Here is a 16,325-nt window from a genome sequence, read left to right as displayed (position 1 = left end):
CGCCACGGCCGCCTCAGATCCGCTCGGCGATGGACACGGTGAAGATGCCCCAGGGATCGATGCGCTGTTCCAGCTTGCGGAAGCCGGCGGCGGCGACCAGCTGGTCCATCTCCGCCTGCGTACGCCGACGCATCACCCAGGCCTCGCCGCCGCGATGCGAGGTCAGCGCCCGGGCGATCATTTCGAGCTGCGGATGCCATGGCTGGTTGGTGTAGACGAGCAGGCCGCCCGGCGCCATCGCCCGGGCAATACCGCCGAGAGAACCGCGGATCAGGCCGTTGTCGGCAAACAGCTCGTAGAGGCCGGAAACGATGGCGAGATCGGGGGCAGGGTCGGTCGCCGCCAGTCCGTCGCCGTCGAAGGCATCCTGCTGGTGAAAGCTGGCGATAGCGGCGAGGCCCCGCGCGTCGATGCTCTTGCGGCCGGCATCGACGTTGATCGGCGAATAGTCCTGCAGGCGCACGCTGTCCGGCCGGATGTCGGCGCGAGTGATGGCGTCGAGCACATAACGGCCGTGGCCGGCGGCGATGTCGAGCACATGCTTGCTGCGCCCGGCCTCGTCCAGCCGGCGGAGAGCGACGGCGATCAGCTCCTCCAGATGCAGCTTGCGCTGGCGGATGCCGCGCCAGCCGATGGCTTCCAGGAAGATCCTGTCGATCAGCCGGCCGCCCGGGCCGATGCCGCGCGGCTGGTTTTCATAGACGTAATCCAGCGTCGAGCCGGAATCGAAGCCGGTGCGCACGCCGGTGGCAATGCCGTTCGACAGGAGGCCGCCGAGGCGGATATTGGCGCGGCTTGCGGCCCAGTAGAGGCCGCGCGGCGAAAGAGGCCCGAGCGGCGTCGACAGCCGGTCGGCTTCGTCGCGGGTAAATCCCTGGCGGTCGGCGTCGAGCAGTCGCGCCTCTTCCCGCGGCGCGGCGAAGCGGTCCTCGATGAAGCTGCGGATCTTCGCCAGGGCGATGTGCCGGTCGCGCTCGCCGAGCGTATCGTGGTAAAAGCCGGGCAGCACATGCCGTTCCTTGGTGCGGCTGCCGAGGTTTTCATAAAAACGGTGCTGCGGCGCCGGGCGCACCACCCAGTCGCTGCCGGAGATCAGCAATTGCGTCGGCACGGTGATCGCCCGCGCATCGGCAACGACACGCTCGGCCGCCTCATAGAGCTGCAGCAGGATGTTGGAGGCGATCGGCCGGGTGATCAGCGGATCGCTTTCGAAAGAGGCGATGCGCTCCCGGTCATGGGTGAGGAATTTCGCCTTGACATAGGAATTGACGAAGAAGGTGCCCTTGAGTTTCTGCCACAGCGCGATGCCCTGCCGGGCGAAAGGCACGTAGAGCTTGACGTCGAAGGCCGGCGAGGCGAGCACCAGCGCGCGGATCGGCGGGGCATAGTCATGCACCCAGGTTGCGGCCAGCACGGCGCCGACGCTCTGGGCGATGACGGCGATGTTTTCGACCGGAACGCCGCTCGTCTGGCTGACATGCCGGACAAAACAATCGAGGTCGCGCACCGAGGCGGCGAAGGAGGGGGAATAACCGCGTTCTCCCGGCGAGCGGCCGTGGCCGCGCGCATCCCAGGCGTAGAAGGCATAGTCCGGCAGGTTCAGTTCCGGCACGAGATGGGCGACGCGACCGCCATGCTCGTGGCCGCGGTGCAGCAGGATAATCGCCCCTTTCGGCGACGTATTTGCCGCCGGCCAGGCGCGATAGAAGAGTTTCGTCCCGTCATGCCTCGCAAATTCCGCTTCTTCGACGGATCGTGTCCGGTTTGCGGCGGTAACGTCGGATGTTTGCAGCATGCGGATCTCCGTTGGGCACAGGCAGGCCATTGACATAAAAGTCGATTTCACGTCAGTTGCACGTGTCTGGGCGGGTATTCATTCGCGGCTGGTGTGAAAATCTCCCTTCGGTAATCTCCCGGTCACCGGTCCGATCGCCACAAGCTCATCGAATAGCAATGTCCGTCTATCAGTTGAAGAGCCGATTTCAGAATATCCTCCGTCCGTTTGTGCGTAGGCTCGCGGCTGGCGGTGTGACTGCGAACCAGGTGACACTGGCCGCCGCGGCGATTTCCCTTGCCATCGGTGCCTTTCTGGTCGTTGCTGCGGATACACGCTGGTTTCTCCTGGTGCCCGTCTGGTTCTTCCTGCGCATGGCGCTGAATGCCGTCGACGGCATGCTGGCGCGGGAGCACGGGCAGAAAAGCGTGCTCGGCGCCTATCTCAACGAACTGACCGACGTGGTGTCGGACGCGGCACTCTACCTTCCCTTCGCCTTCCTCCATCCCGGCGTGGACTGGTGGGTGGCGCTCGTCATTTTCCTGTCGGTGCTGACGGAGTTCGCCGGTGTCCTCGGCCAGACGGTGGGCGCTTCGAGGCAATATGACGGGCCGCTCGGCAAGAGCGACCGGGCGGTGCTTTTTGGCGTGCTCGGCGCCTTCGTTGCCCTTGGCGGCACCTTCGGGCCGTGGACGGCCTGGTTGTTTGCCGCCGCCTGCCTGCTGCTGGCGCTGACCGTCGTCAATCGGGTACGCGCCGGCATCCGCGAGGCCGCCGGATACGGCGGTTGATTGTCCCGGATTGCCTGGGGCGGAGACTGCCGTCTCCCGTCAGGGCTTGGACAGTGGGTTGCGGACAGGTTCGCGAGGCCCAAGTCTCCGCTTGCACGAGCGGACCATGTAACGTACGCTATCAATATCGCCGTTTCGTTGGGCTCGTGCTGGGAGGCCGAGATGTCTTACGCCTCGTTTCCGCGCGTCATGCCGGTTCTGAGCTCGGAACAGATTGCCATCATCGCTCACATCTTCGAACGCGTTTGCGACGATTGTGAGGAACCGAAGACCAGCCTGACGGCGGCCCGATGCGCCGCGACCCTGATCCGTTCCTACCAGCGCGGCATCCTTGAAGAGGACCTGCTGATCGACATCGGCCACGCCGTGCTGCGCTCATAGGGCCTTTGCCGTTCAAGGCGAACGGCGGCGCACATAGATCAGCGCACCGGCAAGGCCGGCGGCCATCGCATACCAGGTCAGCGCATAGACGAGATGGCTGTTGCGGAAGGCGACGACGGTCAGGCCGCCGATCGGCAGGCCACCCGGATTTTCCGTCGCATCCGCATCGATGAAGTAGGGAGCGACATTCGCGACGCCCTTCGCGGCGGCAATGGCCGCCACGTCCCGGGAGAACCACCGGTCGCCCGCCGGATCGTTGGCGCGCAGGAAGCCGCCGCCCGGTTCGCTGATCCGCAACAGGCCCGTCACGGTGACCGGGCCGGCCGCCAGTTCGCTGCCGAGCCGCGCGTCCCGCGCGCTCCGGTCGGCGGGGACGAAACCGCGATTGACGAGGATGGTGGGCGCGTCGTCGGTTCGCAACGGGGTCACCACCCAGAAACCGGCGCCGCGTTCGGTGACGGCCTGGACGAGGACCGTCTTGTCGTGGTCGAACAGGCCCGTGGCGGTGACGTGGCGATATTCGTCTTCGGCCGGATCGATCGGGCCTGTCGGCGCGGCCACCGGTTCGGCGTGGACGCGGGCATCTACCCGTGCGATCAGGTCGAGCTTCCAGAAGAGCCGCTGCACCTGCCAGGTGCCGAGGGCCAGGAACACCGCCACCAGCAGGACGACGAGAGCCGTGAAGGCCCGGCGAGCGCGGGGAGACCGCTGCCTCCCCGCTTCGGCCCATTCCTGATCATTCTGCATCGGCTGTTCCGCCAGTCAGAGCAATTCCAGCAAAAGTGCGGAGCGGTTTTGCGTCCGGAATTGCGTAGAAACAAAGATATAGAGCGTTTTCGTGTTTCGGGGAAAAGCGAAAATGCTCTATGGCATGTTCTTCATCATCTCTGGGCTCATCGGCATCATGTTGACGTTGAGGTGATGCATGACCCAGAGCGAGCCGGCAAGCGCGATGGCGACCAGCAGCAGGGTGAAGATCAGCGCCAGCATCGTCCAGCCGCCTTCCGACTTGGTGTTCATGTGCAGGAAGTAGATCATGTGCACGACGATCTGGATGGCGCCGAAACCCATGACCAGCGCGGCGGTGACCAGGCGGCTTTCGAAGACGCCGGCCATCACCAGCCAGAAGGGAATGGCCGTCAGGATGACCGACAGGATGAAGCCGGTGACGTAGCTGCGGAACGTGCCGTGGCCGGCTTCGTGCCCGTGGCTGTGGCCGTGATGAGCCTCTTGGGCATCCTCATGCGCGGGGGCTTGCGAACTCATCAGAGAACTCCCATCAGGTAGACGAAGGAAAAGACGCCGATCCAGACGACGTCGAGGAAGTGCCAGAACATCGACAGGCACATCAGCCGGCGGCGATTTTCCGGAATCAGGCCGTGCCTCGACACCTGCGCCATCAGCGTGATCAGCCAGATGATGCCGAAGGTGACGTGCAGGCCGTGGGTGCCGACCAGCGTGAAGAAGGACGACAGGAAGGCGCTGCGCGTCGGGCCGGCCCCTTCATGGATCAGGTGGTAGAACTCGTAGAGTTCCAGCGCCAGGAAGATCGCTCCGAAGATGCCGGTGACGCCGAGCCAGAACAGCGTTTCCGCCTTGGCGTTGCGCTCCATCTGCAGCATGGCGAAGCCATAGGTGATGGAGGAGAACAGGAGCATCGCCGTGTTGACCGCCACCAGCGGCAGGTCGAACAGATCGGCGGGCGAGGGGCCGGCCGCATAGTTGCGGCCGAGCACGGCGTGGGTGGCGAACAGCACCGCGAAGATCAGGCAGTCGCTCATCAGGTAGAGCCAGAAGCCAAGATTGGTACTGTTTTCCGGGTGGTGGTCCTCGGTGAGGTAAAAAGTCGGCTTTTCGCCCGTTTCCACTGTCGTTTCGCTCATCGGGTCAGGCCTGTTTTTCCAGCAGTGCGCTGCGCTTGTCTTCGGTTGCGGTCACCACATCGGCAGGGATGTAGAAGTCGCGCCTGTAGTTGAAGGTATGGCCGATCGCCACCGCGATCAGCGCGACGAAGGAGACGGCGGCGAGCCACCACATGTACCAGATCAGGCCGAAGGCGAGCGCGACGCTGATGCCGCTGAGGATGATGCCGGTGCCGGTGTTCTTCGGCATGTGGATCGGCCGGAAGCCGGTCAACGGCCGTTCGTAGCCGCGGTTCTTCATGTCCCACCAGCTGTCGTGGTCGTGCACGACGGGCGTGAAGGCGAAGTTGTAGTCCGGCGGCGGCGAGGAGGTCGACCATTCCAGGGTGCGGGCGTTCCATGGATCGCCGCTCGTCTCACGCAGCTGGTCACGGCGCAGGAAGCTGACGACGAGCTGGATGATGAAGGAGGCGATGCCGATGGCGATCAGCGCGGCGCCGAAGGCGGCGATAATGAACCAGATCTGCAGCGAGGGGTCCTCGAACTGCGAGACGCGGCGGGTGACGCCCATCAGGCCGAGCACGTAGAGCGGCATGAAGGCGAAGAAGAAACCGATCTGCCAGAACCAGAAGCTCATCTTGCCCCAGAACATGTCGAGCTTGTAGCCGAAGGCTTTTGGCCACCAGTAGACGATGCCCGCCATCAGCCCGAACAGCACGCCGCCGATGATGACGTTGTGGAAGTGGGCGATCAGGAACAGCGAGTTGTGCAGCACGAAATCCGCCGGCGGCACGGCGAGCAGCACGCCCGTCATGCCGCCGATGACGAAGGTGACCATGAAGCCGATCGTCCAGTACATCGGCAGCTCGTAGCGGATGCGGCCGCGATACATGGTGAACAGCCAGTTGAACATCTTCGCTCCCGTCGGGATCGAGATGATCATCGTGGTGATGCCGAAGAAGGCGTTGACGCTGGCGCCCGAACCCATGGTGAAGAAGTGATGCAGCCAGACGATGTAGGACAGGATGGTGATGACGACGGTGGCATAAACCATCGAGGCATAACCGAACAGGCGCTTGCCGCAGAAGGTGGCGACCACTTCCGAGAAGATGCCGAAGGCCGGCAGCACCAGGATGTAAACCTCCGGATGGCCCCAGATCCAGATGAGGTTGACATACATCATCGGGTTGCCGCCGAGGTCGTTGGTGAAGAAGTTGGTGCCGGCATAGCGGTCGAGCGAAAGCAGCGCCAGCGTTGCCGTCAGCACCGGGAAGGTGGCGACGATCAGCACGTTTGTGCACAGCGAGGTCCAGGTGAACACCGGCATCTTCATGAAGGACATGCCGGGCGCGCGCATCTTGACGATGGTGGCGATTAGGTTGATGCCCGACAGCGTCGTCCCGACGCCGGCGACCTGCAGCCCCCATATGTAATAGTCCACCCCGACGCCCGGACTGTAGTCGGCCCCCGACAGCGGCGGATAGGCCAGCCAGCCGGTGCGGGCGAACTCGCCGACGAACAGCGACATCATGATGATGACGGCGCCGGCCGTCGTCATCCAGAAGGAGAAGTTGTTGAGGAAGGGGAAGGACACGTCGCGGGCGCCGATCTGCAGCGGCACGACATAGTTCATGAAGCCGGTGACGAAGGGCATGGCCACGAAGAAGATCATGATCACACCGTGCGCCGTGAAGATCTGGTCGTAGTGGTGCGGGTTGAGATAACCCTCGTTGCCGTTGAAGGCGATCGCCTGCTGGATCCGCATCATGATGGCGTCGGCAAAGCCGCGCAGCAGCATGATGATCGCCAGGATAATGTACATGATGCCGATCTTCTTGTGATCGACGCTGGTGAACCACTCGGTCCAGAGATAGCCCCAGAGCCTGAAGCGGGTGACGAGGGCCAGCACGGCCAGGCCGCCGATGGCGACGGCGATGAAGGTCGCGACCAGGATGGGCTCGTGGTAGGGGATCGCCTCGAGCGTCAACCGGCCGAAGATGAACTTCTGGAGGTCAAAATTGGAAAACATGGAATTACCCGTTCATTGAGGGCCTCGCCGTTCGGCGAGGCGGTTCAATGTCAATTGTTGAGCTGTGTCGGTGCCGGATCGCCCGAATTGTCGTCCATGCCGGGCATCGAATGTCCGTCATGGTTCATGTTCTGCATGTCGTGGCCCTGGTGGCCTTCCTGGACGCTGGTGCCGACCGTGCTGTTGCTGTCTTCTTCGCTGCGGGCCGGGGTGCCGGTGGCCGGGAAGGTGGCGCCCGGCGTTTCCGCGCCGCTCTTGGCGTGGCGGTTGTCATATTCCAGCCGCTCGCGGTTTTCCGCACTTTCCTTGCCGGCGCCGCCCATCATGTCGATGTGCATCATTTCACTCATGCACATCTTGCCGGGCGTGGCGCAGAGGTTGAGCACGGCTTCGTAGAGGCCGTTCTCGACGCTCGAATAATAGCGCACCGGTTCGCGTTCGCTGGGCTTTTCGAGCTTCAGGTAGGTATCGCGGTTGAGCGCCGTGCCGGTCTGCTTGACGCGGGCGATCCAGCCGTCGAAACCCTGCTGGTCGAGGCCGTGGAACTTGAAGCGCATGTGCGAAAAACCGTCGCCGCTGTAATTGGCGGAAAAACCTTCGAACTCGCCCGGCTTGTTGATGACGGCGTGCAGCCTGGTTTGCATGCCGGGCATGGCGTAGATCTGGCCTGCCAGGGCAGGGATATAGAAGGAATTCATCACGGAGGACGCGGTGATCTTGAAGTTGATCGGTACGTCCACCGGCGCAGCGAGTTCGTTGACGGTGGCGATGCCGTAGTCGGGATAGAAGAACAGCCACTTCCAGTCGAGCGCCACAACCTCGACGGTGAGCGGCCTGGCATCCGCCGGAATCGGCCGTTCCGCATCCAGCCGGTCGAGCGGCCTGTAGGGGTCGAGCTTGTGAGTGCTGATCCAGGTGATGGCGCCCAGCGCGATGATGATCGCCAGCGGTGCCGACCAGATCACCACTTCGAGCCGTGTCGAATGGTGCCAGTCGGGATCGTATTTCGCCGTGCTGTTCGAGCGCCGGTAATGCCAGGCGAAGTACAGCGTCAGGAAGATCACCGGCACGATGATCAGAAGCATCAGGAAGGTGGAGACAAGGATAAGGTTTGCCTGCTGGTTGGCGATATCGCCCGACGGGGACATCACGACCAGGTCACAACCGCTCAAAAGGAGAAGCGGCAGAACTGTGAGGAAGCGGGCGGACAACATGAATTTTTGCACGGCTCAAAGCTCTTGTTGTTTCGTTCCGTCCGCGACTAAAGCACTGGAACGACTAGGAATATGAGGTGTTTGGTCGCACTGCAGCAATTTGCCGCGCTGCGACAGAAGCCACTCCATGGCCACTTTTGCGAAAACCTGAATAAAATCGAAGGTTTTCGTGCGGCGCCGTCCATTCGTGCGGATAAGATAGAGCGCATCTGCATGGCAGACCAGTCCGAAACGAGGGTTTTTCGCCGTTTGCGGCTTCTCGGGACTTATGCTGGCCGGCGTAGAAAAATTGATGAACAATTTCGCGTCTGCGGACTTGATAAGTCCATGAGTTTGTTCATCATCGCCGATGAGGTGCTTTGTCGCAGGCGCCTTGGAAACGAGGGAGGCGTTTTATCATGAGTTCGACCACACATTTCGGGCCTTCGTCATCGACCCTGGAGCGCGACGCACGCCGCATCCATGATGACAAGCCCGTCTCTCCCGGCAGCATCGCGATCGGTGTCATCATCGGCCGGATGTCGGAGTTTTTCGATTTCTTCGTCTTCGGGCTTGCTTCGGTTCTGGTGTTTCCAAAGCTGGTCTTTCCCTTTGCACCCGATGCGCTGACCGCGACGCTTTATTCCTTCGCCATCTTCTCGCTGGCCTTCATCGCCCGCCCGGTCGGGTCGATCGTCTTCATGACCGTCGACCGCTGGTATGGGCGCGGCACGAAGCTCACCATTGCCCTGTTCGTTCTCGGCGGTTCGACGGCATCGATCGCCTTTCTTCCGGGTTATGACGTCATCGGCGTCTGGTCGATCTATCTGCTGGCGCTGTTCCGCCTCGGCCAGGGATTTGCCCTCGGCGGGGCGTGGGACGGGCTTGCCTCGCTGCTCGCCCTCAATGCGCCGGAGAACCGCCGCGGCTGGTACGCGATGATCCCGCAGCTTGGTGCGCCGATCGGCTTTGCGCTTGCCAGCACCCTGTTCGGCTATTTCGTCGCCAATCTTTCCAGCGAGGACTTTTTGAGCTGGGGCTGGCGGTATCCCTTCTTTGTCGCTTTCGCCATCAACGTCGTGGCGCTGTTCGCCCGGCTGCGGCTGGTGATGACCAGGGAATTCGGCACGCTTCTGGAGCAGAACGAACTGTCGGCGACGCCGATCCCCGAAGTGATCCGGGTCCATGGGCGCGACATCCTCATCGGCGCTTTCGTGCCGCTGGCGAGCTTCGCCATGTTCCACCTGGTGACCATCTTCCCGCTCGGCTGGATGAACCTGTTCGGCGACCAGCCGATCGGCACGTTCCTGGCGGTGCAGGTCGTCGGCGCCGCCGTCGGCATTCTCGGCATTATCGTGTCGGGACTGCTGGCCGATCGCATCGGCCGCCGCGGGCAATTGGCCGTCTGTGCCATCATCATCGCCATCTTCAGCTTCATCGGTCCGATGCTGCTCGCCGGCGGCAATAGCGGCCAGGACGCGTTCGTGATCATCGGCTTCGGCGTGCTCGGTCTTTCCTTTGGCCAGGCCGCCGGCTCGGTGTCGTCCCGTTTCGGCCGCGCCTATCGCTACACCGGCGCGGCGCTGACATCGGATCTCTCCTGGCTGATCGGCGCCGGTTTTGCGCCGCTCGTCGCGCTCAGCCTGTCCAGCAGCTTCGGCCTGCCATTCGTCGGCTACTACCTGCTGTCGGGCGCCGCCTGTACCCTGCTTGCGCTAGCCTTCAATGAAAAGCTCAAGGCACGCGACGCGTGAGCCGTCAATCAGGGCGGGCGATCAGCCCGCCTTGCTCAATCCGTATTCCGAGGCCTGCTTCAGATGCTGGCGCAGCAGCGCCTCGGCCCATTCCAGATTGCCGTCTTCCACCGCTCCCAAGATAGCCAGGTGTTCGCGGCACGACTGTTCGATGCGCTCCGCCGGCAGTTCGAAGAAGGCGGCGGATTCCTGCATGCGGCGCAGGTTGTTCTGGTGGCGGATGGCGTCGGTCAGGAACCGGTTGCCGGAAAAGCCGGCGAGGTTTTCGTGAAAGAAGGCGTTGACGCGGAACCATTCGTCGCTGCCCGAGCGGCTGGCGGGATCGCGCAGGATGCGTTCGTGCGAGCGGCGGATCTGTGCGGCAACCTCGGCATCCACCTTGAAATTCGGCGTACGCAGCGCCGAACATTCGACGATGGCGCGGAATTCGTAGCTTTCGCGATAGGCGTCGTCGCCCACCAGCGTATCGACGAAGCGCCAGCCGTGGCCGGGCAGGCGCTGCGCCAGGCCTTCGGCGGCAAATCGCATCAGAAGCTTGCGCACGATGCCGCGCGAGACGCCGTAGCGCGGCATCAGCTCCGCTTCGGAAACCTCCTGCGGCAGCTGGTCCTGCGCCCGCTCGCGCAGCATCTGCCGGTAAAGCTCCTCGATCGGTGAGTTCGGCAGGATTTCGCTGAGGTCCAATGTCGAGATGTCGCGCGCCAGTCTGAGACCGCGTTTCTCCATCGGCTGCAGCACGCCTTTTCCAACCAGAAGCTCCAGCGCGCCCGATATCGGCGAACGCGAGACGCCGAAGAGCCGGGCCAGTTCCGGCGCCGAGATCCGCGTGCCGACGCTCATTTCCGCATCGCGGATCCTGTCGATGATCCGGCGGGCGAGATCGAGCTGCAGCGTGCTCGGCCCATCCGCCTGCTCCGTGTCCTGACTATCCATAACGTCCATGAGGCCCCCGTCTTTGCTGCATTATACCGCGAACACAACGCAGCGCGACCCCCTCGTTTCTCAATTTTAGTGCTTTTCATTTCACCAAAATGCATTATGCTCGAAAAAAGACAGACAACAAGGCAGAGCTATGGCAGAGATCACTCCCTTTCCCCTCGTTGAAATCAGCGGATCGCCGCGGGAGCGCGGCCGGATGTATGGCGAGAAGGCGCGCGAGCGCATCCTGCTGTCCGCCGGCCTCTATACCGATCAGCTTCACCGGCTCGGCTTCGACGACGCCAATATCGAGCGGCTGGTCACGGCCTTCCTGCCGCGGGTCCGCGAATGGGCGCCGGATCTGGTGACGGAGATGGAAGGCATCGCCGAAGGGGCGGGGATCAGCCTGTCCGCGATCGTATTGATCAATGCGCGCACCGAGGTGCTGCAGCTCGCCCGGCTCGAAGCCGGCGTCGGCGACGACGATCCCGACGGCTGCACGGGCGCCGTGCTGCTGCCGGAGGCGACGCAGGAAGGCACGGTCATCCATGGCCAGAACTGGGATTGGCGGGCCGAATGCGCCGATAGCTCGATCGTGCTGCGCATCCTGCGCGACGACGGTCCCGACATCCTGACGTTTACCGAGGCAGGCGGCCTGGCGCGCAGCGGTTTCAATTCCGCCGGCATCACCATCACCGCCAACTATCTCGAAAGCGAGCGCGACTATCGCGACATGGGCATCCCGCTGCCGTTCATCCGCCGCCGGGCGCTGGAGGCGCAACATTTCGCCCTGGCGCTGCGCGTCGTCGCCATCACGCCGAAATCCGGCTCGAACAACATGATGCTGTCGACGGCGGAAGGTTTTGCCGTCGATCTCGAATGCGCCCCGGACGAGGTGTTCCCGATCTATCCGGAAAACGGCATGATCGTCCATGCCAACCACTGGCAGAGCGGCGTGGCGCTCTCCAAACTCAAGGAAACCGGCCTCGCCAGCGTTCCCGACAGCCTCTACCGCGACCAGCGCGTCTGGAAGGTGCTGAAGGAGGGCGGTGAGAAGCTGGGTGCCGATGACCTGAAACGTGCGTTTTTCGACGATTTCGGCGCTCCCTTCTGCGTCTGCCGCGCGCCGCTGGCGAAGGAGGGCGGCAATCTCTCCGCCACCGTGGCGATGATCATCTGCGAACCGGCCAAGGGCTACATGGACATCGCGCCGCTGCCGGCGCTGAACCGCACTTTTACGCGCTACGAACTGGCCATGGATGAGGCGACGCTTGCAAAGGCGGCCGGTGCAACCGTCGATGCAGTCGGGAAAGGCAAACGATGGTCCGCTTCATCCTGACCCGGATCGCATCGTCGATCCCGACCCTCTTCCTCGTCTCGGTCGCCGTTTTCGCCCTGATGCGGATGATCCCGGGCGATCCGGCGACGCTGATGCTGGGCGATCTCGCCCAGCCCGGCCAGGTGGAAGCCTTGCGGCGGGAGATGGGCCTCGACCAGCCGATCGCGCTGCAATATCTCTACTGGCTCGGCAATGTGCTGACCGGCGATTTCGGCCAGTCGATCTCGACGCGGCAGCCGGTGCTGCCGCTGATCCTCGAACGCTTCTCCGTTTCGGCAACCATCGTTCTCGTTGCCGTCTTCTTCGCCACCTTCATCGCCGTTCCCGCCGGCATGTTCGCCGCCTGGCGGCAGAACCGCGCCGGCGATATCGCCGTCATCGCCACATCGACGCTGCTGCTCTCCATTCCGAGCTTTTGGCTGGGGCTGATGCTGCTGCTGATCTTCGGCCTGCAGCTCGGCTGGCTGCCCGTGGTCGGTTATGTGCCGTTCAGCCGCGATTTCGGCAGCGCGCTGCTCTACATCATCATGCCGGTGGTGACGCTGGTGCTGGTGGAATCCGGCTCGATCACCCGCATGGCGCGGGCCAGCACCATCGAGGTGGCGCGGCTGGAATATATCACCCATGCCCGCGCCAAGGGCCTGTCGGAGGCAACGGTGATGTGGCGCCACGCCTTCAAGAACGCCTTTGCGCCGACGATGACCCTCATCGGCCTCGTTCTCGGCAGTCTGCTCGCCAACATCGCCGTCATCGAGACCGTCTTCACCATTCCCGGCCTCGGCCGCATGCTGGTGGACGGCATCTATGCCCGCGACTATCCGGTGGTGCAGGGCTGCATGCTGTTCACCGCCTTCATCTATGTGGTGGTCAACCTGCTGGTCGATCTCCTCTATCCGCTTCTCGATCCAAGGGTGACGGCATGATCGCTCGGGCGCTCGGTTTTCCCGCATTGCGTTTCAACGGCCTCATCGGCATTCTCCTCGTCGGCCTGCTCCTGTTCGTCGCCGTCTTCGGCCCCTGGCTCGCGCCCTACGATCCGCTGAAGCTCGACCTGCTTTCCCGCCTCAAGGGGCCGTCCGCCAGCCACCTGCTCGGCGCCGACGAGTTCGGCCGCGACATGCTCAGCCGGTTGATGTACGGGGCGCGGACCAGCGCCTGGATTGCTTTCTCCACCGTCGTCTTCGCCATCGTCTTCGGCACGATCCTCGGCATTCTCGCCGGCTTCCTGCGCGGCTGGACGGACCGTATCCTGATGATGGTCAACGATGCGCTGCTCGCCTTTCCCGGCCTGCTGCTGGCGCTCGGCTTCATGGCGGTGTTCGGCGCCAGCCGCAACGGCATCATCATCGCCCTCGGCATCGCCTACGTGCCGGTCGCCGTGCGCGTCGTGCGCGGCACGGTGCTGTCGATCCGCGAGCGGGAATTCGTCGAGGCCTCGCGGGTGATGGGCAACAGCGAGATCGTCACCATGCTGCGGCATGTGCTGCCGAATTGCATCGCGCCGATCATGGTGCTAGCGACGACGATGTTCGGCTGGGTGGTGCTGTCGGAAAGCGCGCTCTCCTTCCTCGGCCTCGGCGTGCCGCCGCCGGCGCCGAGTTGGGGCAATATGCTGTCCACCGGCCGCCCCTACATCAACCAGGCGCCGCATATCATCATTCTGCCCGGCCTTTGCATCTCGATCACGCTGCTCGGCGTGAACCTCCTCGGCGATGCGGTGCGCGACTGGCTCGACCCGAAGATGCAGGATTGAAACATGGCTGCGACAAACGAAAAGCAGGCCGTGCTGACCGTCGAGAACCTCTCCGTCCGGGTCGGGACGATCGGAGTCAAGGTCGTCGACGACCTGAATTTTAGGCTGCCGGCCGGCGAGATGCTGGCTCTCGTCGGCGAATCCGGCTCCGGCAAGACCATGGCGGCGCGCTCCGTGCTCGGCCTGCTGCCGCCGCCCTTTCAGGTAACACCGGAGAGCCGCATCCGCCTGCGCGATACCGAGCTGACCGGATTGCCGCCGGCGAAGCTGCGCGACATCCGTGGCGCCGAGATCGGCATGGTGTTCCAGGAGCCGATGGTGTCGCTCAACCCGTCGATGACCATCGGCCGGCAGATGGCCGAAGGGCTGGCGCTGCACCGCAAGCTCGGCAAGGCCGAGATCCGCGACCGCAGCCTAGCCATGCTGGAGCGCATCCGCATCCAGAACCCCGAGCGCTGTCTTGCCGCCTATCCGCACGAATTTTCCGGCGGCATGCGCCAGCGCATCATGCTCGCCTCCGTCATGCTGCTGAAGCCGGCGCTGCTGATCGCCGACGAGCCGACGACGGCGCTCGACACGCTGATTCAGCGCGACGTGCTCGACCTGATGGTGGAACTGACCCGGGAGAACAACACCTCCGTGCTGCTGATCAGCCACGATCTCGGCATGGTCTCGCATTATGTCCGCAACGTCGTCGTCATGCACAAGGGCAGGGCGGTGGAGCAGGGCGACAGCACCGAGGTGCTGCATGCGCCGAAACACGACTATACCAGGCGCCTTGTCGATGCCCTGCCGCGACGTAGCGCCGGCGGCATTCGTTCCGCGGGGGCGACCGGCGAACCGCTGATCGAGCTGAAAGACGTCGTCATCGATTATCCCGGCCGCGCCAGGCTGTTTGGCCGGACGGAAGGAAAACGCGCCGTCCACGGCGCCGACCTGACGATCAACACGGGCGAGACGCTGGCGCTGGTCGGCGCTTCCGGCTCCGGCAAGACGACGCTCGGCCGGGCGATCGTCGGCCTGGTCACGCCGTCCTCCGGAACGATGCAGTTTCGCGGCCAGCCGCTGGCTTACGGACGTGACGCGGCCAGCCGCAGCCTGCGGCAGGCGATCCAGATCGTCTTTCAGGACCCCTATTCCTCGCTCGATCCGCGCCAGCGCATTGCCGATATCGTCGAGGAGCCGTTGAGGCTCGATGCAAAGATGGACCGCCGGCAGCGGCAGGAGCGGGTGAGGGAGGTCTTCGCCGAAGTCGGCCTGGCGCCGGAATTCGCCCGGCGCTTTCCGCACCAGCTCTCCGGCGGTCAGCGCCAGCGCGTGGCGATCGCCCGCGCCATCGTCAGCCGTCCGGCCTTCGTGGTTGCCGACGAGCCGGTCTCGGCGCTGGACATGACGGTGCAGAAGCAGATCCTGAAACTGTTCCGCGACCTGCAGGCGCGCTACGGTTTCGCCTGCCTGTTCGTTTCCCACGATCTCGGCGCCGTGGAGCAGGTGGCCGACCGGGTCGCCGTGATGGAAAACGGCCGCATCGTCGAGATCGGCGGGCGCGACGATGTCTTCGACCGGCCGCAGCATGCCTATACACGGCGTCTGCTCGATGCCGCCATGCTGCTGGACCGCAGCTTTGCCGGCGGTGCAGCACAGAAACAGGTGGCCGGCTCATGATCTTCGCGCCACCGCCGTTGCGGGAAGGCGGCACGGCCGGCCGCCTCGGTTATTACGATCGCGGCCGCACGCCCTATTTCGCCAGCCGCCTGGAGCCGCGGCTGTCCTATTGCCTCTGCGTGCCGCGCGATTATGACGAACAGGGCAGCGAGGCCCTCGATCTTGTCGTACTCGTCCACGGCACGGCGCGCTGGGCGGAGACCTATCGCAACGGTTTTGCGGATTTTGCCGAGCGCGAGCGCGTCATCATCCTCGCGCCGCTGTTTCCGGCCGGCATGTCAACGCCCGGGGAACTTTCGAGCTACAAGCTGATCCGCCACGGCGGCATCGCCTATGACCTCGTGCTGCTCGACATGGTGGCGGAAGTGGCGGAACGCTATCGGCTGCGGTCGCAGCGTTTCCTGCTGCACGGCTTTTCCGGCGGCGGCCATTTCGCCCATCGTTTTCTTTTCATCCATCCCGAACGTCTGCTCGGTGTCTCGATCGGCGCGCCCGGTATCGTGACGCTACTCGATCCCGACCATGATTTCTGGGTTGGCGTGCGCAATTTCGAAACGGTGTTCGGCAAGCGGCTGGATATCGACGCCATGCGGCACGTGCCGGTGCATATGGTGATCGGCGGCGAGGACAAGGAGACCTGGGAAATCCGCCTCACCCCGCAGGACAGCTGGTGGATGGCGGGCGCCGAAGGCCTGGCGGAGGCCAATCGGCTGGAGCGTCTGGCGGCCTTGCGCCAAAACCTCGAATCCCATGGTATAGGTGTGAGGCAGGATATCGTTCCCGGCGTCGGCCATGACGGCCGGGCGATGGTGGCCGCCGTGCAGGACTGGTTTGCCACGGTCCTCGCCAATGCAAGGAAAGGGTGA

Annotated in this window: 16 protein-coding genes; 8 read left to right on the top strand and 8 right to left on the bottom strand. The window is 63.8% G+C overall.

Features of this window, described 5'->3' with window-relative positions; translation table 11 throughout:
* Positions 1-13 precede the first annotated feature (13 nt).
* Positions 14-1,795, bottom strand: a complete 1,782-nt coding sequence (locus DEM27_RS04950; protein ID WP_109457099.1) for a bifunctional alpha/beta hydrolase/class I SAM-dependent methyltransferase — start codon at positions 1,793-1,795, stop codon at positions 14-16.
* Between the two features lie 158 nt (positions 1,796-1,953).
* Here DEM27_RS04950 and DEM27_RS04945 point away from each other — a divergent pair, with 158 nt between their 5' ends.
* Together DEM27_RS04945 and DEM27_RS04940 are read left to right on the top strand one after the other, a co-directional pair.
* Positions 1,954-2,565 carry a CDP-alcohol phosphatidyltransferase family protein gene (locus tag DEM27_RS04945; RefSeq protein ID WP_109457098.1) on the top strand — a complete coding sequence of 204 codons (612 nt, stop codon included), beginning with the start codon at positions 1,954-1,956 and terminating at the stop codon, positions 2,563-2,565.
* A 162-nt stretch (positions 2,566-2,727) separates the two neighbouring features.
* On the top strand, positions 2,728-2,946 hold the full coding sequence (locus tag DEM27_RS04940; RefSeq protein WP_109457097.1) for a hypothetical protein: 219 nt from the start codon (positions 2,728-2,730) through the stop codon (positions 2,944-2,946).
* A 12-nt stretch (positions 2,947-2,958) separates the two neighbouring features.
* On the opposite strand, the gene DEM27_RS04935 is transcribed toward DEM27_RS04940, so the two are convergent.
* From DEM27_RS04935 to DEM27_RS33855, 6 genes are all read right to left on the bottom strand, one after another.
* Positions 2,959-3,693, bottom strand: coding sequence for an SURF1 family protein (locus DEM27_RS04935; RefSeq protein ID WP_109457096.1), 735 nt, complete (start codon positions 3,691-3,693; stop codon positions 2,959-2,961).
* 117 nt (positions 3,694-3,810) lie between these two features.
* Positions 3,811-4,212 carry a cytochrome o ubiquinol oxidase subunit IV gene (cyoD, locus tag DEM27_RS04930; protein ID WP_109457095.1) on the bottom strand — a complete coding sequence of 134 codons (402 nt, stop codon included), beginning with the start codon at positions 4,210-4,212 and terminating at the stop codon, positions 3,811-3,813.
* The gene (gene cyoC / locus DEM27_RS04925) at positions 4,212-4,829 is read right to left on the bottom strand and encodes a cytochrome o ubiquinol oxidase subunit III (RefSeq protein ID WP_109457094.1); all 618 of its coding nucleotides are present in this window, start codon (positions 4,827-4,829) and stop codon (positions 4,212-4,214) included. Before cyoC ends, cyoD begins: the two co-directional genes overlap by 1 nt.
* Before the next feature lie 4 nt (positions 4,830-4,833).
* Entirely contained in the window at positions 4,834-6,837 is a 2,004-nt protein-coding gene (gene cyoB, locus DEM27_RS04920) for a cytochrome o ubiquinol oxidase subunit I (protein WP_109457093.1), read from the bottom strand.
* Between the two features lie 50 nt (positions 6,838-6,887).
* Positions 6,888-8,051, bottom strand: coding sequence for a ubiquinol oxidase subunit II (gene cyoA, locus DEM27_RS04915; RefSeq protein ID WP_109457092.1), 1,164 nt, complete (start codon positions 8,049-8,051; stop codon positions 6,888-6,890).
* A 15-nt stretch (positions 8,052-8,066) separates the two neighbouring features.
* Entirely contained in the window at positions 8,067-8,351 is a 285-nt protein-coding gene (locus DEM27_RS33855; protein WP_165823349.1) for a hypothetical protein, read from the bottom strand.
* Between the two features lie 98 nt (positions 8,352-8,449).
* On the opposite strand from DEM27_RS33855, the gene DEM27_RS04905 reads away from it, so the two are divergent.
* Positions 8,450-9,784: an MFS transporter gene (locus DEM27_RS04905; RefSeq protein WP_109457090.1), complete on the top strand. Its 1,335-nt coding sequence runs from the start codon at positions 8,450-8,452 to the stop codon at positions 9,782-9,784.
* Between the two features lie 21 nt (positions 9,785-9,805).
* Here DEM27_RS04905 and DEM27_RS04900 read toward each other — a convergent pair whose 3' ends face one another.
* A complete protein-coding gene (locus tag DEM27_RS04900; protein ID WP_109457089.1) occupies positions 9,806-10,726 on the bottom strand; it encodes a GntR family transcriptional regulator in 921 nt (306 codons plus the stop codon).
* A 130-nt stretch (positions 10,727-10,856) separates the two neighbouring features.
* Between DEM27_RS04900 and DEM27_RS04895 the strand changes: the two genes are divergently transcribed.
* The 5 genes from DEM27_RS04895 to DEM27_RS04875 are packed head-to-tail and all read left to right on the top strand — an operon-like array spanning position 10,857 to position 16,325.
* The gene (locus DEM27_RS04895; RefSeq protein ID WP_109457088.1) at positions 10,857-12,041 is read left to right on the top strand and encodes a C45 family autoproteolytic acyltransferase/hydrolase; all 1,185 of its coding nucleotides are present in this window, start codon (positions 10,857-10,859) and stop codon (positions 12,039-12,041) included.
* Positions 12,023-12,964, top strand: a complete 942-nt coding sequence (locus DEM27_RS04890) for an ABC transporter permease (RefSeq protein WP_109457087.1) — start codon at positions 12,023-12,025, stop codon at positions 12,962-12,964. Before DEM27_RS04895 ends, DEM27_RS04890 begins: the two co-directional genes overlap by 19 nt.
* Positions 12,961-13,794, top strand: coding sequence for an ABC transporter permease (locus tag DEM27_RS04885; protein WP_109457086.1), 834 nt, complete (start codon positions 12,961-12,963; stop codon positions 13,792-13,794). The genes DEM27_RS04890 and DEM27_RS04885 overlap by 4 nt, the downstream gene beginning before the upstream one ends.
* 3 nt (positions 13,795-13,797) lie before the next feature.
* A complete protein-coding gene (locus DEM27_RS04880; protein ID WP_109457085.1) occupies positions 13,798-15,459 on the top strand; it encodes an ABC transporter ATP-binding protein in 1,662 nt (553 codons plus the stop codon).
* Positions 15,456-16,325 carry an alpha/beta hydrolase family protein gene (locus DEM27_RS04875; protein WP_109457084.1) on the top strand — a complete coding sequence of 290 codons (870 nt, stop codon included), beginning with the start codon at positions 15,456-15,458 and terminating at the stop codon, positions 16,323-16,325. The genes DEM27_RS04880 and DEM27_RS04875 overlap by 4 nt, the downstream gene beginning before the upstream one ends.

This window comes from Rhizobium album, assembly GCF_003122325.1.
GTDB classification, from domain to species: Bacteria; Pseudomonadota; Alphaproteobacteria; order Rhizobiales; family Rhizobiaceae; genus Metarhizobium; species Metarhizobium album.
The sequence above is the reverse complement of the archived record's forward strand: the minus strand, read 5'-3'. Positions and strand labels throughout refer to the sequence as shown.

Coding starts and splice junctions, on each gene's coding strand:
- DEM27_RS04950 (WP_109457099.1), bottom strand. CDS start 1,795: ATGCTGCAAACATCCGACGTTACCGCCGCAAACCGGACACGATCCGTC.
- DEM27_RS04945 (WP_109457098.1), top strand. CDS start 1,954: ATGTCCGTCTATCAGTTGAAGAGCCGATTTCAGAATATCCTCCGTCCG.
- DEM27_RS04940 (WP_109457097.1), top strand. CDS start 2,728: ATGTCTTACGCCTCGTTTCCGCGCGTCATGCCGGTTCTGAGCTCGGAA.
- DEM27_RS04935 (WP_109457096.1), bottom strand. CDS start 3,693: ATGCAGAATGATCAGGAATGGGCCGAAGCGGGGAGGCAGCGGTCTCCC.
- cyoD (WP_109457095.1), bottom strand. CDS start 4,212: ATGAGTTCGCAAGCCCCCGCGCATGAGGATGCCCAAGAGGCTCATCAC.
- cyoC (WP_109457094.1), bottom strand. CDS start 4,829: ATGAGCGAAACGACAGTGGAAACGGGCGAAAAGCCGACTTTTTACCTC.
- cyoB (WP_109457093.1), bottom strand. CDS start 6,837: ATGTTTTCCAATTTTGACCTCCAGAAGTTCATCTTCGGCCGGTTGACG.
- cyoA (WP_109457092.1), bottom strand. CDS start 8,051: ATGTTGTCCGCCCGCTTCCTCACAGTTCTGCCGCTTCTCCTTTTGAGC.
- DEM27_RS04905 (WP_109457090.1), top strand. CDS start 8,450: ATGAGTTCGACCACACATTTCGGGCCTTCGTCATCGACCCTGGAGCGC.
- DEM27_RS04900 (WP_109457089.1), bottom strand. CDS start 10,726: ATGGACGTTATGGATAGTCAGGACACGGAGCAGGCGGATGGGCCGAGC.
- DEM27_RS04895 (WP_109457088.1), top strand. CDS start 10,857: ATGGCAGAGATCACTCCCTTTCCCCTCGTTGAAATCAGCGGATCGCCG.
- DEM27_RS04890 (WP_109457087.1), top strand. CDS start 12,023: ATGGTCCGCTTCATCCTGACCCGGATCGCATCGTCGATCCCGACCCTC.
- DEM27_RS04885 (WP_109457086.1), top strand. CDS start 12,961: ATGATCGCTCGGGCGCTCGGTTTTCCCGCATTGCGTTTCAACGGCCTC.
- DEM27_RS04880 (WP_109457085.1), top strand. CDS start 13,798: ATGGCTGCGACAAACGAAAAGCAGGCCGTGCTGACCGTCGAGAACCTC.
- DEM27_RS04875 (WP_109457084.1), top strand. CDS start 15,456: ATGATCTTCGCGCCACCGCCGTTGCGGGAAGGCGGCACGGCCGGCCGC.